A 16,380-nucleotide genomic window follows, 5' to 3' on the forward strand; every position below is an offset into this window, starting at 1 on the left:
ATTACACTTCAATAAAACAGCCGTTAGGAGAAAATAACCATCATGGCTTTAAAATATAAAGAAATCATGCTTGCTTACAGTAATGCTGTCGCAGAGAAAAGCCCTTTTTATCATCAATTAGGTCAGCATATGGCAGAAGATAAAGAACTAAAAGAGATTCTGAGTCCGTTTATTAGCGATAGACAGTTTATTCCGCTTTTTATGACTGCCGTCTTAACTACTTTATATCATACTGAAGATGAGCTGAGAAATTATTATTTAAATTTTTCAGATCACCCTCTGGAAATGGATTTAGAAGGTTATAAAGTGTTTAAGTCATTTGTCACTACTCATCTGGATGAAATCATGATTCTTGCGCGAAATGGTGATCTGAAGAAGAACATCGTCGAGCGTTCTGCACTTTTAATTCCTATTTTTCACTATATTATGGAACAATCCGATAAAGAAAACTTCAACGTCATTGAACTCGGTACTAAAGCCGGTCTACTGCTTAATTTTGACTGGTATGGCTATACGTTTAATAAGGACCATAAAGTAGGTCTGACTGATGATATTAATATCAAGATGAAAATTAAAGGTTATCCGTATGATACGCTCAGACCTTTGACTCATCCACGATTAAAATATGGTTTATCATCAGATGTTGTTCGACTGGAAGAAGAAGAGGCTTTTCACTGGATGATGAGTCTATTCTATCCGGAAGAAGTCAAGCGTCGTAATAATATGAAGAAAGCGCATGATATTTTGCTGGCCCACCCAGTAGAACTACTTGAAGGTGATGAACTGGAATTACTGGAACAGACTTTAATGATAATGCCGGATGACGAACCCGTTGTTATTTTTCATATCCATCACACTAAGAACTGGTCTGACGAAAAAAAAGTGGCATTGCTTGAACTGATTCAACGTTTCTCATCTACTAAGGAGATTTACCATATTCATCATCAATTGTTTGGTCAGGACATTTTTATCGACTATACACATCATAATGTCATCAAACGAGAGAAACTTGCTAATCTTGAGCTTGATAAAATGAAAATAGAGTGGCTGCTTGGACAACCACTCAAACTTTAAGACACCTTTTAAGGTGTCTTTTTTATTGGAAAAATGCCTGATAGACGGCTCTGACTGCTGTTTCAGCTTGACCAGCGTCAATGCCGAACATCATCGAGATCTCTGATGAGCCTTGGTTGATCATTTTAAGATTGATCTGATGGCTGCTTAAAGACGACGTTGCTTTGTTAGCCGTCCCGATGGCAGTTTTCATGCCTTCGCCGACTATCATTAAAATAGCCAGATCTTCTTCCACGGAAATTTCATCTACACTGAGTTCATGTTGAATTCTGCTGATCAGTGTTGTCAGTTTACCGGATAACTGATGACTTCTTAAGACGATACTGATGTTATCAATACCAGAAGGCATATGATCATAAGAAATCTGCATCTCTTCAAGAATCGTTAATAGTTTCCGTGTAAAGCCAATCTCTCTATTCATGAGATACTTCTTCATATTGATACTCGTAAAACCTGTATCACAGCTGACACCTACAACGCCAGTAAGTGCATGAGTAGAAACAATTCGAGTGCCCGCTGCATCCGGCTCATTCGTGTTTTTAATGACAACGGGTATTGCTGTATTGATGAGTGGCGCCACTGCTTCGTCATGAAAAACTTTAAAACCTGCATAGGAGAGTTCCCGCATCTCATCATATGTAAGTTCATCGATTTTTCTCGGTTCATGGATAATATTCGGATTTGCGCTGTAAATACCGCTGACATCAGTGAAGTTCTCATAGAGTTCTGCGTGAAGTGCTTTCGCAATGATCGCCCCAGTTAAATCCGATCCTCCACGCGAGAATGTGATGATATCCTGTGTGCTGGAAACACCGAAGAAGCCAGGCACCACGATTTTTTCCTGATAGCCTGATAAACGTTCACGTATCCGGTGGTAGCTTTCCGGAAGTATCATTGCATTGCCGGGTTCATCTGAGACCGTGAGTCCTATTTCTCGCGGTGACATATAGCGGGTAGGAATGCCTTGCTCATTGTTATACTGTGCAATGAGTTTTGCATTAAAATTTTCTCCGCAAGATTTCAGCGCATCAAGCAGGTAAAGAGGTCTGCTGTGCAGGGAACTGATGAGTCGAGTCAGTTCATGTCTGATTTCATTGCTGAGCGATTGCTTGACATTAAGCTCTTGTTCTATATCTTCAAATCGTTTAACAACCGCTTCTATCTGGCTTGAATAATCTGCGCCACTTATGACTGCATGATAGATCTGGATGAGTAGGTCAGTCACCTTAATATCGTTTTCGTTTCTTTTACCGGGTGCTGAGACGATAATCACTTTTCTATTTGGATCATCATTAACAATCTTTAAGATTTTTTTAATCTGCTGAGCATCACTGACTGACGAGCCACCAAACTTACTTATTTTCATGTGAAACCTTCTTTCCACTTGATTAGTCTATAGATTCAGTTATACTATAACTAACAATCCATTACAAGTGGACAGTTGTTTTTACTGAAAGTACAAAGGAGTGACGACATGATCAATATAGCGTTATTAGGACTGGGAACAGTCGGTAGTGGTGTGATTAAAATACTGGAACAAAATCAGCAGCAACTGAAAGACTATATGAATATAGAATTTAATATCAAGCATATCTATGTCAAAAATATCAATAAGAAACGGGATATTGATATTTCTAATTATCATCTGACAGACAATATGGATGACATCCTGAATGATGACCTTGATATTGTGATAGAGGTCATAGGTGGTATAGAACCGACTGTTGATTATATTCGTCATTTCTTAAATAGAGGCATTCATGTGGTGACCGCTAATAAGGATATGTTGGCCGCACATCTTGAAGAACTAGAGACACTGGCGACTAAACAGCAAGTTGCATTGAAGTACGAAGCAAGTGTAGCGGGGGGCATTCCAATAGTGAACGCCATTAACAATGGACTCAATGCCAATGCCATCCATCACTTTATGGGTATCTTTAACGGCACATCTAATTTTATATTAAGCAAAATGACACATGACAATCTGTCATTTGAAGAAGCGTTGCAGCTTGCAACAGAATTAGGGTTTGCAGAAGCGGACCCAACTGCAGATGTCGATGGTATAGACGCTCAGCGTAAAGTCGTCATCACTAGTTATCTTACTTTTAATACTTTCATTCATTTAGAAGACTGTGAAGTAACAGGTATACGGGATGTCACGCTGACAGATATCAAGCTGGCAGAAGCGCTCGGATATCGGATCAAACTTATTGGACAGGCATCATATGACGGTAAACGTGTTCAGGCTTCTGTTAAGCCATGCCTGCTAAGTGATCAGCATCAGCTCGCACATGTAGAGAATGAATATAACGCAATTTATATCGACGGGGATGCTGTGGGAGATACGATGTTCTATGGACGTGGTGCAGGTAGTCTGGCAACAGGCAGTGCTGTTGTCAGTGATGTCATGTACATCATCAGTCAGCTGGAGACAAAGAAACATACATTACCGCCTCATTTTACACTCGGTGAAAGTCAGACTGCAGACAGAAAACGTGTTGTCGTCATCAGTGAACAGCCAGTTGAAGGATTAGCAGGACCACACGCTGAATATCAGGGCTCTCACGCCTATGAAGTAAATACAACTGATCTCGAGAAGTTGAACCTCACTCACTTAAAAATATATCAGATAGAAGGTGCAGAATGATGAGATGGCAAGGATTAATACATGCATATAAAACGTTTTTACCCGTTACTGACGAGACACCACTACTGACACTGAACGAAGGGAATACGCCCCTTATTCATCTGCCATATTTATCTGCTCAAATGGATATAGAGCTTTATGCAAAGTATGAAGGGGCTAATCCAACCGGCTCATTTAAAGACCGCGGTATGGTGATGGCAGTTGCAAAGGCGAAAGAAGCAGGACGGAAGGTTGTCATCTGTGCATCTACAGGCAACACTTCCGCTGCAGCTGCAGCGTATGCTGCACGAGCGGGCCTGAAAACCATCGTTGTCATACCTGAAGGTAAAATAGCCCTCGGTAAACTTGCGCAGGCCATGATTTACGGAGCTGATATCGTCTCTATTAAAGGCAACTTTGATGAAGCATTAAACATTGTGCGTAAAGTTGCCGAAAAGAGTGAAGATATTGAACTGGTCAACTCTGTCAATCCTTATCGTATAGAAGGGCAGAAGACCGCGGCATTTGAAATTGTAGATCAGCTGGACGGTGCGCCAGATGTACTGGCTATACCAGTCGGTAATGCGGGTAATATCACTGCTTACTGGCAAGGATTCAATGAGTATCACGAGCAGAAAGGGACTGCTTTACCGAAAATGTTTGGTTTTCAGGCAGAAGGTGCATCGCCTATTGTTCAAAACAAGGTGATAGAGCAGCCTGAGACTATTGCAACGGCTATCCGTATCGGTAACCCAGCTAGCTGGCAGCGTGCTGATGAAGCACGAGATTTATCAGGAGGACTGATAGATAGTGTGACTGATGAGGAAATCCTTGCTGCATATCAGCTGATGACTTCTAAAGAAGGTGTGTTTGCTGAACCGGCGAGTAACGCATCTATTGCCGGCCTCATCAAACTTCATAAGCAAGGTAAACTTCAAAGCGGGCAGAAAGTTGTAGCGGTTCTGACAGGCAACGGCTTAAAAGATCCTCAGACTGCAATTGACCAGGTCGAGCAGGTGCCAGCTGTGCTGGATAATGATGAGGAAGCCATTATCAATTATATTGAAAGACAGTTATCATGATTCGTGTCCGTGTCCCTGCATCTACTGCGAATCTAGGACCTGGATTTGATTCGTTAGGCATGGCACTGAATCTTTATCTGGACATAACTGCTGAAAAAGCAGATACTTGGCATTTTAAACATTTGGGGAATGAAATAGCTTCATTGCCATCAGATTATACACATTTCATCGCACAGAAGGTCACTCAGTTCTGTCATGAACTGAATGTTAAGCCTTTCTGTCTGAATGTGACGATGAAGTCGGACATTCCTCTTGCAAGAGGTCTCGGCAGTTCCGGTACTGCGCTTATAGCAAGTCTACTCTTAGTCAATTACTACGGGAAGCTTAATTTAAGCACACAGGTTCTGGTAAATTTATTATCGAAAGAAGAAGGGCATCCTGATAATGTTGTTCCGTCATTAGTTGGCGGAGTTATTGCAGGCTGTTATTACGATGAAACATGCAGCTATGTGACACTTCCAGCTATAGACTGGCCACTCTATGTGGTTATTCCGCCTTACGAGCTGAAGACAGAAGATGCCAGACGTGTTCTTCCGTCTTCTCTCGCACTCGCTGAAGCAGTAGAAGCAAGTGCTATTTCAAATGTACTTGTTGCTGCACTCGCACAGAAAGACTATGTTCTAGCAGGACGCCTGATGGTGCAGGACCGTTTTCATGAACCTTATCGTTCTGCGCTGATTCAGGACTATCAGACGGCTAAAAGGGTTGTTCAGGATAAAGGGAGCCTGTTTATTAGTGGTGCAGGATCCACGATTTTTGTCATGGGTCATCCTGAATATACGGATTTAGATGAAAAACTGAAAAGTGAGCTGCCACATTGTGCCGTCAGAACAGTATCAGTTGATACAACAGGGGCTATCTGTGCTAAGATAAGGTAAAAAACTTAGGAGTGACACAATGTATAAACTGATTGCACTGGACATGGATGATACACTGATGACATCAGAAAATGTGATTTCTGATCGGACGAAAGAGGCACTGATTCAAGCTCAGTCGTTAGGTGTCAAAGTGATCCTGGTTTCAGGTCGGCCGACGTCTGGTATGACTCAAGCAGCAAAACTGCTGGAACTTGATAAAAGAGGTTCTTATATTTTGAGTTATAATGGTGCAAGTCTGACCAGTATGAAGGATATGACAGTCGCTAAAGAGAATCCTCTTTCTAAAAGTCAATTCGATGAAGTTTATGACTACTGCAAAGAGCATGATTTCTTTGTTCTGACTTACATCAACGAGACGATTGTCTATGAGGGTCATCATCCCTATATGAACGTTGAACATGAACTGACGGGTCTGCCGATGAAAGAAGTCTCTAATCTTAAGGACTATGTAAAGGGCAGTGTACCAAAGGCAATGGCAGTTGATTTTGAGGAAAAAATAGCTGCAGCTGACCACGATCTTGACGGTAATCTGAATGGTCATATTCATGCGACGACTTCTAAACCTTTTTTCCTGGAGTTTATGGCCATGGGCGTTTCTAAAGGCGTTGCACTCAAGGAATTTGCTGAATCAGAAGGTATTCGTCAAGATGAAATCATGGCATTCGGTGATAGTGATAATGATAAAGATATGCTGGAGTATGCAGGACTTGGAGTCGCGATGGGGAATGCCAGAGAAAGTATCAAGCAGATTGCAGATATAGTGACTCATGACCATAATCATGATGGCATAGCAGAAATCATCGATCAATATATTTTAAAACACTAGAGCATGCTCTAGTGTTTTTTGTATTGATAGGCAGATAGGAGTATACAGCAAGTATCAAGTACAGGTGTCTTCAATTGATAATGGCGTGCAAGTCTATAAAATTCACCTTGAATAAAGTCATATTCAAGCAGGCGATTTTCAAGCGTATCATAATACATGCTCGTACCCATCTGAGGTGGGTAGCCGTCATAGATCGCCATGATTTCATCAACGACTTCATGAGTGAACGATTCACCATGAGTATTGGCAATTAATATACCTTCTTTAAGCAAGGACTGTACTAATTCTCTGAGTTCAGGTATTTTAACTATCTGTGCTGTGTTTTTAGACAGTGCAGTCACCGTATTGATACCTAGATTGACGAGCATCTTGTACCAGAGAATCGTCAGCTGATTGGAACTGACCTCAATGACAAGTTCTGTGTCACTCAGTTCTTCTTTTAGCTGATGCATCAGCTGATGTTCAGGCAGAATCAGTTTTTTGTCCCTGAAATGCGTGACTTGCAGTCCGTTTTTCTGGCCGCTGATATAAACAGCTGCTTGAAAAGACTGAGCCATATTAAATTGAGGAAGCTGGCCGATTCCATTCTGGCAGACAATAATAATCGTATCCGGATGGCACATTTTGATTAATGCACTTCTGATTTCTGCTATTCGAGTCGCTTTGACAGCGACAAAAATGTAATCAAACTTTTCCTGATTGACGACGAGTGAGGTCACATTCAGTTTCACCTGCTGCGGCATTGATAGAATGATCTGTTGTTCTTGTCGTCCGAAAAGTCGGACATTTTTGCCGGCACTTTTCAATTCGTTTGCAATGACACTACCGACTGCTCCATTACCGATGACTGCGAAATTTGTCATAACATTCTCCTTTTCGTTGTAGTCAGGTCACTCATACTTGATTATAATAAATTCAGCTCGTAAGAAGGAAGTGGTAATAATGAAAAATCTTAAAGATTTAATGACGATGAAACAAGAAGGCATCAAAATCTCTATGATGACGGCCTATGATTATCCAAGTGCTAAGCAGGTAGAAGCGGCGGGTATTGACATTATTCTCGTCGGTGACAGCTTAGGTATGACAGTGCTCGGGTATGACAGTACTATCTACGTCACACTCGAAGACATGATTCATCATGGTAAAGCAGCACGTCGTGGTGCACCTGATACGTATATCGTTGTCGATATGCCATTTGGTAGTGTCGGAATCAGCCATGACAAGGATATGCAGCACGCCATCACTTTATATCGTGAGACAAAAGCAGATGCCATTAAAATAGAGGGTGCTCATTTTGAGCTGATAGAAAAATGCAAGCTGATCGGCATACCCGTTGTCTCTCATCTCGGCCTGACTCCTCAAAGCGTCGGAATTATGGGCTACAGCGTACAAGCGAAGTCAAAGGAAACGGCAGAGCAGTTGATTCAGGATGCCATGGCAGCAGAGCGCGCAGGCGCTGTAATGCTTGTGTTAGAAGCTGTGCCGAGTGATCTCGCTGCGCATATTGCAGAACGATTGACGATTCCGGTCATAGGGATAGGTGCGGGAATAGAAACCGATGGCCAAGTATTAGTCTATCATGATGTTCTGCAGTACAGTACGGAACGTAAACCAAAATTTGTTAAAATTTATGGTGACTTCAGACCAGGTGTTGAAGCATTAAAAACTTATCATGATGAAGTAAGACAGAAAAGATTTCCGACTGAAGACTATATTTATAACACACAGGTAATGGGTGAGAACAATGACTGAAATCATCAGAACAATTCAAGAAATGACTGCGATAAGCAGAGATAATAAATCAGCAGGTAAGTCTATCGGTTTTGTGCCGACAATGGGTGCCCTGCACGACGGTCATAAGGCTCTGATGACACAGGCCCGCAAAGAAAATGATATCGTGGTGATCAGTGTATTCGTCAATCCGCTGCAGTTCGGACCTAACGAGGACTATGATGCATATCCGAGACAGCTGGAACAGGATCTGACTTTAGCTGAATCTGCAGGCGTTGATTATTTATTCCATCCTGAAGCAGAAGAGATGTATCCAGAACCGGCAGCAGTCACGCTGCATGTAGGGGCTTTAGCAAATGTACTTGAAGGCGCGAAACGTCCCGGCCATTTTGACGGTGTTGTCACTGTCGTGAACAAACTTTTCAACATAGTCAAACCGACTACCGCTTACTTCGGTAGAAAAGATGCCCAGCAGCTTGCCATTATTGAGGCGATGGTTAAAGACTTCAGTCACGATATAAAGATTGTCGGCGTAGATATTATCCGGGAGGAAGACGGTCTCGCAAAAAGCTCACGCAATGTTTATCTGACAGATACAGAACGTCAGGAAGCGGTTCATTTATCCAAAAGTCTTGAAATGGCGCGTCAGTTAATTGCTGAGGGTACAAGAGATTCAAAAACAATTGAAGATGCGATTGAAAATTATTTAAAAGAACACACAAATGGTGTAGTCGATGAAGTGGCGGTCTATCGTTATCCGGAACTGACACAGACTAAGATTATCGACGGTCAGTGCTTTATCTCACTTGCCGTTAAGTTCAGTCAGGCACGCTTAATCGATAATACGATAATAGGAGGAGTAGAATGATCAGAACAATGATGCATGGTAAGATCCACCGTGCAAGAGTGACACAAGCAGATCTGAATTATGTCGGCAGCATCACAATTGATGCAGATATTCTTGATGCAGTGGATATTTTACCCAATGAAAAGGTAGCAATTGTCAACAACAATAATGGTGCACGTCTTGAGACTTATGTAATAGCTGGAGAAAGAGGCAGTGGTGTCATCTGTCTGAACGGTGCAGCAGCACGGCTCGTTCAAGTTGGAGATATTGTCATCATCATGAACTATGTCCAGCTGACGACTGAAGAAGCGCGTCTGCACCATCCGAAAGTCGCAGTGATGAATGAAGACAATCAGATTGTTGAAATGATTGAAGAAAAAGAGGCAACGATCATCTTATAAAAAATAAGAGGCCGTGGCCTCTTATTTACTTGTATGAGTCCATTCGTCACCTGGATGACGATGACGTTTAGTATGGGCATAGATATTGTCTGCGGCATAGTCTTCATTCGTGTAGACAGTGATGTCAAAAAATGCCTGGTCTGTGTCAAAAGGTTCAGTCAAGTACTGATCTTTTAGATGTTCGAATAGTCGTCTCATCGCTATATGATCGAGGCTTGGGTATTCTCTTAAAATCTTCTTGATCAACAGACCATTCTTATTGTATACGCCTTGAACGACAATGACGAAAGTTTCATTCTCTTTTATGACATCATCAAAAATATTAATTTGTCCATTAGCCATAGGAATCCTCCTTGTTAGCGTTTTCTTTATTATAACTGAAAAGCAGGGAACTGACATCAGTTCCCTGCTTTTTATTTATTTATATGATGTTTAGAGAGGTCGATTTCATTAAGTGGAATGACTTTTGTTTTTCGAACGACTTTATAGATAATATATGAGCCGACCGCAATGATAATCGGTGTCACAGACTCAACCAGTTTAGGCCAGTTCAGAGCCATAATATCAGCGGATGATTGTCCGATCAGTAGGAAAAGAACCGTGCCGATGACAAGAATATCACCAATAGGATGCAGGGGTGCTTGATAACTGAGCAGCTCATGAATATCTCTATTTTGCGCTTTAATAGCGGCCCGGAGTCTGAAATGACTGAAGACGCTGATTGCCCAGACGATAAGGACAAGTGTACCGAGCATGTTTAGAAGCTTAGAGTATCCACCCATATCAATATGCGCGTAAATAATGGTGATGATGATTAATGCAGTTGTTAAGAGCAGTGCGTTAAAAGGCATATTGCGTTTATTGAGTCTGCCTAAAAAAGCTGGCGCCTGTTTGTCCTGACTCAGTGAGTGAAGGAGACGGCTCGTCGCATATAATCCAGAGTTACCTGCTGATAAAACCGCTGTTAAGATAACCGCGTTCATTATAGAAGCTGCAAATAAAATACCGATTTTTTCGAAGATGAGTGTGAATGGACTCATCGCTACGTCAGATGCTTCGTTTAACAGTCTTGGATCGGTATAAGGAAGCAGGGCACCGATGACGAAAATCGAACCGATATAGAAGATGAGGATACGCCAGAAGACCTGCTTGATAGCTTTAGGCATAGACTCCTGTGGATTATCTGATTCCCCGGCAGTGACAGCAACGACTTCAGTACCCCCGAAAGAGAATCCCGCTACTACAAGAACACCGAGTAATCCAAGTGTTCCATTGACGAACGGTGCTTCGCCGACTGTGAAGTTTTTAAGACCTACAGGCTCTCCGCCAATAATACCGAAAATCATAAGAACACCCATTATAAGGAAAAGAATAATCGTAATTACTTTTACGAACGAAAACCAGTATTCCGCTTCACCGAAAGATTTTACAGAAAACGCATTTAACAAGAATAGAAGCGCTAAAAAGACAAAACACCAGACGAGTGAACTGACGCCGCTGAATGTGTCCCAGTAGGATAACACTTTGGCAGCCGTAATGATATCTATACTCGCTACAAGTGACCAGATGATCCAGTACATCCATCCCACTGTAAATCCAGCAGCTGGATCAATAAAACGCTGTGCATATGCACTAAAAGAGCCGGATACCGGATAAAAGGTAGCAAGTTCCCCTAGAGAATTCATCAAGAAATAAATCATGACCCCGATCAGCATATAAGCCACTAATGCACCGCCAGGACCTGCCTGACTGACAATAGCACCACTCGCCATAAAGAGACCCGTTCCAAGCGATCCTCCTATAGCAATCATAGAAATATGACGTGTCTTTAAATCTCTGTCCATTTGTTTTTGTTCCATTAGATTCACTTCCTTCTTTAACTATGTCTAAGATTGTATAATGATACGCCTAATTTAGCAAGTAAAAGTTTTAACGCTTAAAACCTTCGACGCGTTAAAGTGATATAAATAACAGATACACCCTTGCATTATCATAAGAATGAGTCTAATATAATATATCGAAATGATTACGATTAGGAGATGCAAATATGAAAAAACTTTCAACACTTTTATTGATGGGTACACTGGTTCTTGGTGCATGCGGACAAAACAGCAGTGATAAAGGAGAACAACTTGAGGTCTATACGACTGTCTTTCCATTTAAATCAATGACCGAGCAAATTGGTGGTGATCATGTAGAAGTAAAGAGTATTTATCCGAATGGCACAGATATCCATACGTTTGAACCGACTCAGCAAGATACGTTGAATATTGCGAAAGGTGATCTCTTCATTTATTCAAGTGATGAACTTGATCCTGTTGCTGCAAAGATCAACAAAGCAGCTAAAAATAAAAATACGTTAGCAGTTGCCTCAAATCTTGAAGAAAAACAGTTACTTGAGCACCATCATGACCACGGAGATGAGCATGAACATGAACACGAGCATGGCCATGAAGAGAGTGCACATGACCCACATGTCTGGCTGGACCCAGTGATGAATAAAACATTCGCTAAAGAAATTAAAGATAAACTCGTTAAACTTGATCCAGAGAACAAAAAGGACTATAGCAAGAACTATGAAAAATTAGTTAAAGAGATTGATGACATAGATACTCAACTAAAACAAATCACAAAAAACCCCAAAAGGGACACTGTTTATATTTCTCATGAGTCGATCGGCTACTTAGCTAATCGTTACCACTTTACTGAAAAAGGTGTTTCAGGTATGAACAATGAAGAACCTTCACAGCAGGAGATTGTGACGATGATCAATGATATCAATGACTTAAAAGTACCTTACATTTTATATGAGCAGAATATTCCTTCTAAGATTACGGATGTAATCAAGGACAAAACAAAAACAGAGGCACTTAAGTTTCATAATATGTCTGTACTGACAGACGACGATGTTAAAAATAAAGATGTGACTTATCAAACAATCATGAAGCAGAATGTTGAATCACTTGATAAAGCATTAAATCAATAAAATAATAAAAAACAGTATTTTTCACTTTACAAAGTTATCATTAACCGGTAAATTACCCTATGGACGAATTATTTTATCAAAAGTCTAATTAAAAGTTCGTATTTGAAAAGAGGGGTAATAATGGAAGAAGTATTTGATTATGAAGATATTCAATTGATTCCGAACAAGTGTATCGTAACGAGCAGAAGTGAATGTAATACATCTATAGAATTTGGTCCTAAAACTTTTAAGATTCCTGTAGTCCCAGCTAATATGCAGACTGTTATGAATGAAGAACTGGCTGAATGGTTTGCGAGTCAGGATTATTTCTATATTATGCACCGCTTTGACGAAGCGGCACGTATTCCTTTCATCAAACGCATGCAGGAAAAAGGGCTGTTCGCCTCTATTTCAGTGGGTGTTAAAGAAGGAGAATATCGCTTTGTTGAGCAGCTGGCAGCAGAAGGTCTAGTTCCAGAGTATACGACGATTGATATCGCGCATGGACACTCTGACCAGGTCATCAATATGATCAAACATATTAAAGAGCATATTCCAGGTACATTCCTGATTGCAGGTAACGTCGGTACACCTGAAGCAGTTCGTGAACTTGAGAACGCTGGAGCTGATGCTACGAAGGTGGGTATTGGGCCAGGACGTGTCTGCATCACTAAGATTAAGACAGGCTTCGGTACAGGCGGCTGGCAGTTAGCAGCAGTTAAACAATGTGCGAAGGCAGCACGTAAACCGATTATCGCTGATGGGGGTATCCGTACGCATGGTGATATCGCGAAGTCAATCCGCTTCGGTGCTTCTATGATCATGGTCGGTTCATTATTTGCTGCTCACGAGGAATCTCCTGGTGAGACAGTTGAACTTGACGGTAAACTGTATAAAGAATACTTCGGCAGCGCTTCAGAGTTTCAGAAGGGCGAGAAAAAGAATGTTGAAGGTAAAAAAATGTTCGTTGAGCATAAAGGTTCATTAAAAGATACATTAATTGAAATGCAGCAGGACCTTCAGTCTTCTATCTCATATGCAGGCGGAAAAGATCTTGAATCCATTCGCAAAGTCAATTACGTCATTGTTAAAAACTCAATATTTAATGGTGATACGGATCGCTAAAAAATACATGACTTCGGTCATGTATTTTTTGTTTGATGTCATTTATGCTATAATCGTATTTATTTCTGGAGTGAAGTCATGAAAAAACTGCTATTATTCTGCATACTTGCAGCTGTACTCTTCTTGGTGCCTGTTAACTTCTCGACACTTCCTGATCACGCGACATTATCCGTTAAAGAAAGCTTGAGACATCTGACAGCACAAGAACGACCTGAAAAAACAAAGGCAGTATCAGTTGGTCGTATCAAGATGAATATGTCCAAAAGTCAGGTCAATCATATACTGGGTAAAGAAAAACGAGTGCTGCGCAATCCTTATGGGAGTTGGACGCTCTATCATCAGCAGTATCAGCATTTTGTTATGGTTGGGTTTATGAATAACCGGGTCGCTGCTCTATATTCAAATGATCCACAGTATATAGATAGTCAGGGAGTACTAACAGCAAAGTCACTAGAACAGGTAAAAAAGTTAAAAGGAACACCATTATCAGTAGAAGCGGGTTCAAATTATCGTGTCAGGTTAAGCGATAAACATGTGCTGAGATATCGAGCAGAAGGTATTAGATCGACCTATTACTTTGATCAGTTTAATCGGCGAGTGGATGCACTGATGATAATGTCTGACAGCTATTTCAATCAGAAACAGCAGTTCTATGGTCATCCATCCGTACAGCTGGCGAGAAGCTACGAGCAGCTTGATTTCGAACTGATCAATGCATCACGGGTGAAGCGAGGGTTATCAGCGCTTCAATTTAATGATAAAATAAGTCATACTGCACGACAACATTCAATAGACATGGCTGAAAATCATTTTTTCAGTCATGTCAATCAGCAGGGGCAGACACCATTCGACCGGATGAAGCAAGATGGACTTCACTTTTCTACCGCGGGCGAGAATATCGCCTATGGACAGGTTTCCTCTATAGAGGCGCATCACGGACTGATGAATTCAAAAGGACATAGACAGAATATATTGAATCGTCACTATCTTGAAGTAGGTACAGGCGTTGCATTCAATGAGAAAAACGCACCGTATTATACCGAAAATTTTATAACTGAGAATTAGGAGATTATATGGCTAAAGAGAAAATTTTTTCATCATTGCTCGTTACGACAGAAGAAAGTATTTTAGTAGAGGACATTGGTAATAAACAGATGAAGCTTCCTTCTGTAATGAAGAGAAGCAATCAATCGATTCAGCAGAGTGCTAACAACTTTGCTGCCAGTCTGCATAAACAGCTGAAAGTTGGGGGGATTCTTTTTGTAGTTGAAGACAAGAAGTTGATGAAGACTTTCTTATCAGCTTCTACAGTCAATGCAACATCATTTGTATTTAACGTAAGAAATCATGACGAATTCAAAGTGAAAAAACCTTATGTCTGGTTATCTTTTGATCATCTGGACCAACTGGATATAGCTGATGAACTGAAACAGATTATTATTTCAAATCAAGTCATCAAATCAAGTGTCCCGCTTGTTAATCTGCACTAAAAAAACCGATGGAAAAAAATCCCATGGGTTTTTTAGTTTAGAGACGAGTGATCGTCATATTCAGACGTTCTGTTACTTTCTGGCGACTATTTGTACGCTCTGCTATGCGGTGGTCATCCTGATCGATGATATGAAGCATAGTATCAATGTGACCCAGACGGCGGAACTCTTCAGCGATAGACTGTGCAATGGAGTGATGTTCCGGGTTTACATGTGCATCTATATCATTGAAATAATTCTGAACATCCGTAAAATTAAGTGTCTGTTCATTGTCTTTATAGTTTTCAAGTGACGAAGTAAAACCATTTGTACTGTTTAATGACGGCTGATAGAGATTAGCAATCGCCAGTAGAGATTTTTTAATGCTGCCTTCTCCAAAACCGAAGTTGAACGCGAATTCTGAATCGCTTAAGTTTTTAACTTTATCCAATACTTGCTGACGTTCTGTTTTTACCCAGTTATAGTCGATAGTCATAATCATTCTCCTTTTTGTGTGTTTAGTTTGTTCATACCCGTAATTTCATGAAATATGTTCGTTTATCAAGATTCATTACGGGGTATTCAAAATCTAGAAAAGAGGAATGGGAATGAATCAAGACAAAACTGAAACTAAAGACATATTAGAGCAAGTTAAAGAAATACTTGGACGTAAATAGGTCACGCTATAAATAGCGTGACCTATTTTTAAAACTCACGGAAAAGTCCGACGACTTTGCCTAGCACTGTCACTTTGTTTAAATAAATGGGTTCCATTGTCGCATTCTCTGGTTGTAATCGGTAACGATTGCTTTCTTTATAGAAGCGCTTAACAGTTGCTTCATCTTCTTCTGTCATCGCTACGATAATATCACCGTTCTCTGCAATGGACTGACGACGGACGATGACTTTATCCCCGTCAAGAATACCTGCTTCAATCATACTTTCTCCAATAACTTCAAGAATAAAGACATCACTATTGTGACTTGAAGTGAAATGTGACGGAAGAGGAAAGTACTGCTCAACGTTCTCTACAGCAGTGATAGGCAAGCCCGCTGTTACTTTACCGACGACCGGCACCATAATCGTCTCTTCTAACAGAGCAGATGCAGGTGTTGTACTCACAATTTCAATGGCACGTGGCTTAGTAGGATCGCGCTTGATATAACCTTTTTCTTCTAATCGTGAAAGATGACCGTGAACAGTGGAACTTGAAGCCAGACCGACCGCTTCACCAATCTCTCTGACACTTGGTGGATAACCTTTAGTTGAAACAATATGTTGTAAATATTCATAAATTTCTTGTTGTCGTTTAGTTAGTTCTTTCATGAGAACACTCCTTAGTGTACTTTCTATCTG

18 protein-coding genes are annotated in these 16,380 nt (G+C 40.8%); 12 read left to right on the forward strand and 6 right to left on the reverse strand.

The window, feature by feature from the left end; translation table 11 throughout:
• Window positions 1-42: 42 nt before the first annotated feature.
• Window positions 43-1,074: a DUF2332 family protein gene (locus MGG13_RS05790; protein WP_239034278.1), complete on the forward strand. Its 1,032-nt coding sequence runs from the start codon at window positions 43-45 to the stop codon at window positions 1,072-1,074.
• Between the two features lie 22 nt (window positions 1,075-1,096).
• Here the strand turns inward: MGG13_RS05790 and MGG13_RS05795 are convergent, their stop codons facing one another.
• Window positions 1,097-2,440 (reverse strand): aspartate kinase, encoded by a 1,344-nt coding sequence (locus MGG13_RS05795; RefSeq protein WP_239034279.1) that lies wholly within the window; start codon window positions 2,438-2,440, stop codon window positions 1,097-1,099.
• Window positions 2,441-2,548: 108 nt separating this feature from the next.
• On the opposite strand from MGG13_RS05795, the gene MGG13_RS05800 reads away from it, so the two are divergent.
• Genes MGG13_RS05800 through MGG13_RS05815 form a run of 4 tightly spaced genes read left to right on the forward strand, consistent with a single transcriptional unit; the run spans window position 2,549 to window position 6,486 of the window.
• Window positions 2,549-3,721 carry a homoserine dehydrogenase gene (locus tag MGG13_RS05800; protein WP_338041120.1) on the forward strand — a complete coding sequence of 391 codons (1,173 nt, stop codon included), beginning with the start codon at window positions 2,549-2,551 and terminating at the stop codon, window positions 3,719-3,721.
• Window positions 3,718-4,782, forward strand: coding sequence for a threonine synthase (gene thrC, locus MGG13_RS05805; protein WP_133432415.1), 1,065 nt, complete (start codon window positions 3,718-3,720; stop codon window positions 4,780-4,782). The genes MGG13_RS05800 and thrC overlap by 4 nt, the downstream gene beginning before the upstream one ends.
• On the forward strand, window positions 4,779-5,660 hold the full coding sequence (gene thrB, locus MGG13_RS05810) for a homoserine kinase (protein WP_239034280.1): 882 nt from the start codon (window positions 4,779-4,781) through the stop codon (window positions 5,658-5,660). The genes thrC and thrB overlap by 4 nt, the downstream gene beginning before the upstream one ends.
• Before the next feature lie 19 nt (window positions 5,661-5,679).
• Complete coding sequence (locus MGG13_RS05815; RefSeq protein WP_239034281.1) at window positions 5,680-6,486, forward strand: Cof-type HAD-IIB family hydrolase; 807 nt, start codon at window positions 5,680-5,682, stop codon at window positions 6,484-6,486.
• 8 nt (window positions 6,487-6,494) lie between these two features.
• Here MGG13_RS05815 and MGG13_RS05820 read toward each other — a convergent pair whose 3' ends face one another.
• Window positions 6,495-7,349 carry an oxidoreductase gene (locus MGG13_RS05820; protein WP_239034282.1) on the reverse strand — a complete coding sequence of 285 codons (855 nt, stop codon included), beginning with the start codon at window positions 7,347-7,349 and terminating at the stop codon, window positions 6,495-6,497.
• Between the two features lie 79 nt (window positions 7,350-7,428).
• On the opposite strand from MGG13_RS05820, the gene panB reads away from it, so the two are divergent.
• From panB to panD, 3 genes are read left to right on the forward strand one after another with little or no spacing between them, the layout of a single operon-like run.
• Complete coding sequence (gene panB / locus MGG13_RS05825; protein WP_239034283.1) at window positions 7,429-8,238, forward strand: 3-methyl-2-oxobutanoate hydroxymethyltransferase; 810 nt, start codon at window positions 7,429-7,431, stop codon at window positions 8,236-8,238.
• Complete coding sequence (gene panC / locus MGG13_RS05830) at window positions 8,231-9,085, forward strand: pantoate--beta-alanine ligase (protein WP_239034284.1); 855 nt, start codon at window positions 8,231-8,233, stop codon at window positions 9,083-9,085. The genes panB and panC overlap by 8 nt, the downstream gene beginning before the upstream one ends.
• A complete protein-coding gene (panD, locus tag MGG13_RS05835; protein WP_133432409.1) occupies window positions 9,082-9,465 on the forward strand; it encodes an aspartate 1-decarboxylase in 384 nt (127 codons plus the stop codon). Before panC ends, panD begins: the two co-directional genes overlap by 4 nt.
• 21 nt (window positions 9,466-9,486) lie before the next feature.
• Here the strand turns inward: panD and MGG13_RS05840 are convergent, their stop codons facing one another.
• A complete protein-coding gene (locus MGG13_RS05840) occupies window positions 9,487-9,807 on the reverse strand; it encodes a hypothetical protein (protein ID WP_133432408.1) in 321 nt (106 codons plus the stop codon).
• A 71-nt stretch (window positions 9,808-9,878) separates the two neighbouring features.
• Window positions 9,879-11,324, reverse strand: a complete 1,446-nt coding sequence (locus tag MGG13_RS05845) for an amino acid permease (RefSeq protein WP_239034285.1) — start codon at window positions 11,322-11,324, stop codon at window positions 9,879-9,881.
• A gap of 188 nt (window positions 11,325-11,512) precedes the next feature.
• On the opposite strand from MGG13_RS05845, the gene MGG13_RS05850 reads away from it, so the two are divergent.
• From MGG13_RS05850 to MGG13_RS05865, 4 genes are all read left to right on the forward strand, one after another.
• Entirely contained in the window at window positions 11,513-12,451 is a 939-nt protein-coding gene (locus MGG13_RS05850) for a metal ABC transporter solute-binding protein, Zn/Mn family (RefSeq protein WP_239034286.1), read from the forward strand.
• 120 nt (window positions 12,452-12,571) lie between these two features.
• Window positions 12,572-13,555: a GMP reductase gene (gene guaC / locus MGG13_RS05855; RefSeq protein WP_239034287.1), complete on the forward strand. Its 984-nt coding sequence runs from the start codon at window positions 12,572-12,574 to the stop codon at window positions 13,553-13,555.
• A 78-nt stretch (window positions 13,556-13,633) separates the two neighbouring features.
• A complete protein-coding gene (locus MGG13_RS05860) occupies window positions 13,634-14,620 on the forward strand; it encodes a CAP domain-containing protein (protein ID WP_239034288.1) in 987 nt (328 codons plus the stop codon).
• A gap of 8 nt (window positions 14,621-14,628) precedes the next feature.
• Window positions 14,629-15,045 carry a hypothetical protein gene (locus MGG13_RS05865; protein WP_239034289.1) on the forward strand — a complete coding sequence of 139 codons (417 nt, stop codon included), beginning with the start codon at window positions 14,629-14,631 and terminating at the stop codon, window positions 15,043-15,045.
• A gap of 37 nt (window positions 15,046-15,082) precedes the next feature.
• Here the strand turns inward: MGG13_RS05865 and MGG13_RS05870 are convergent, their stop codons facing one another.
• Window positions 15,083-15,520, reverse strand: a complete 438-nt coding sequence (locus MGG13_RS05870) for a hypothetical protein (RefSeq protein ID WP_239034290.1) — start codon at window positions 15,518-15,520, stop codon at window positions 15,083-15,085.
• Window positions 15,521-15,729: 209 nt separating this feature from the next.
• Window positions 15,730-16,350, reverse strand: coding sequence for a transcriptional repressor LexA (lexA, locus tag MGG13_RS05875; protein ID WP_133432699.1), 621 nt, complete (start codon window positions 16,348-16,350; stop codon window positions 15,730-15,732).
• Between the last annotated feature and the right edge of the window lie 30 nt (window positions 16,351-16,380).

The organism is Macrococcus brunensis, from assembly GCF_022343725.1.
Classification (GTDB): Bacteria; Bacillota; Bacilli; order Staphylococcales; family Staphylococcaceae; genus Macrococcus; species Macrococcus brunensis.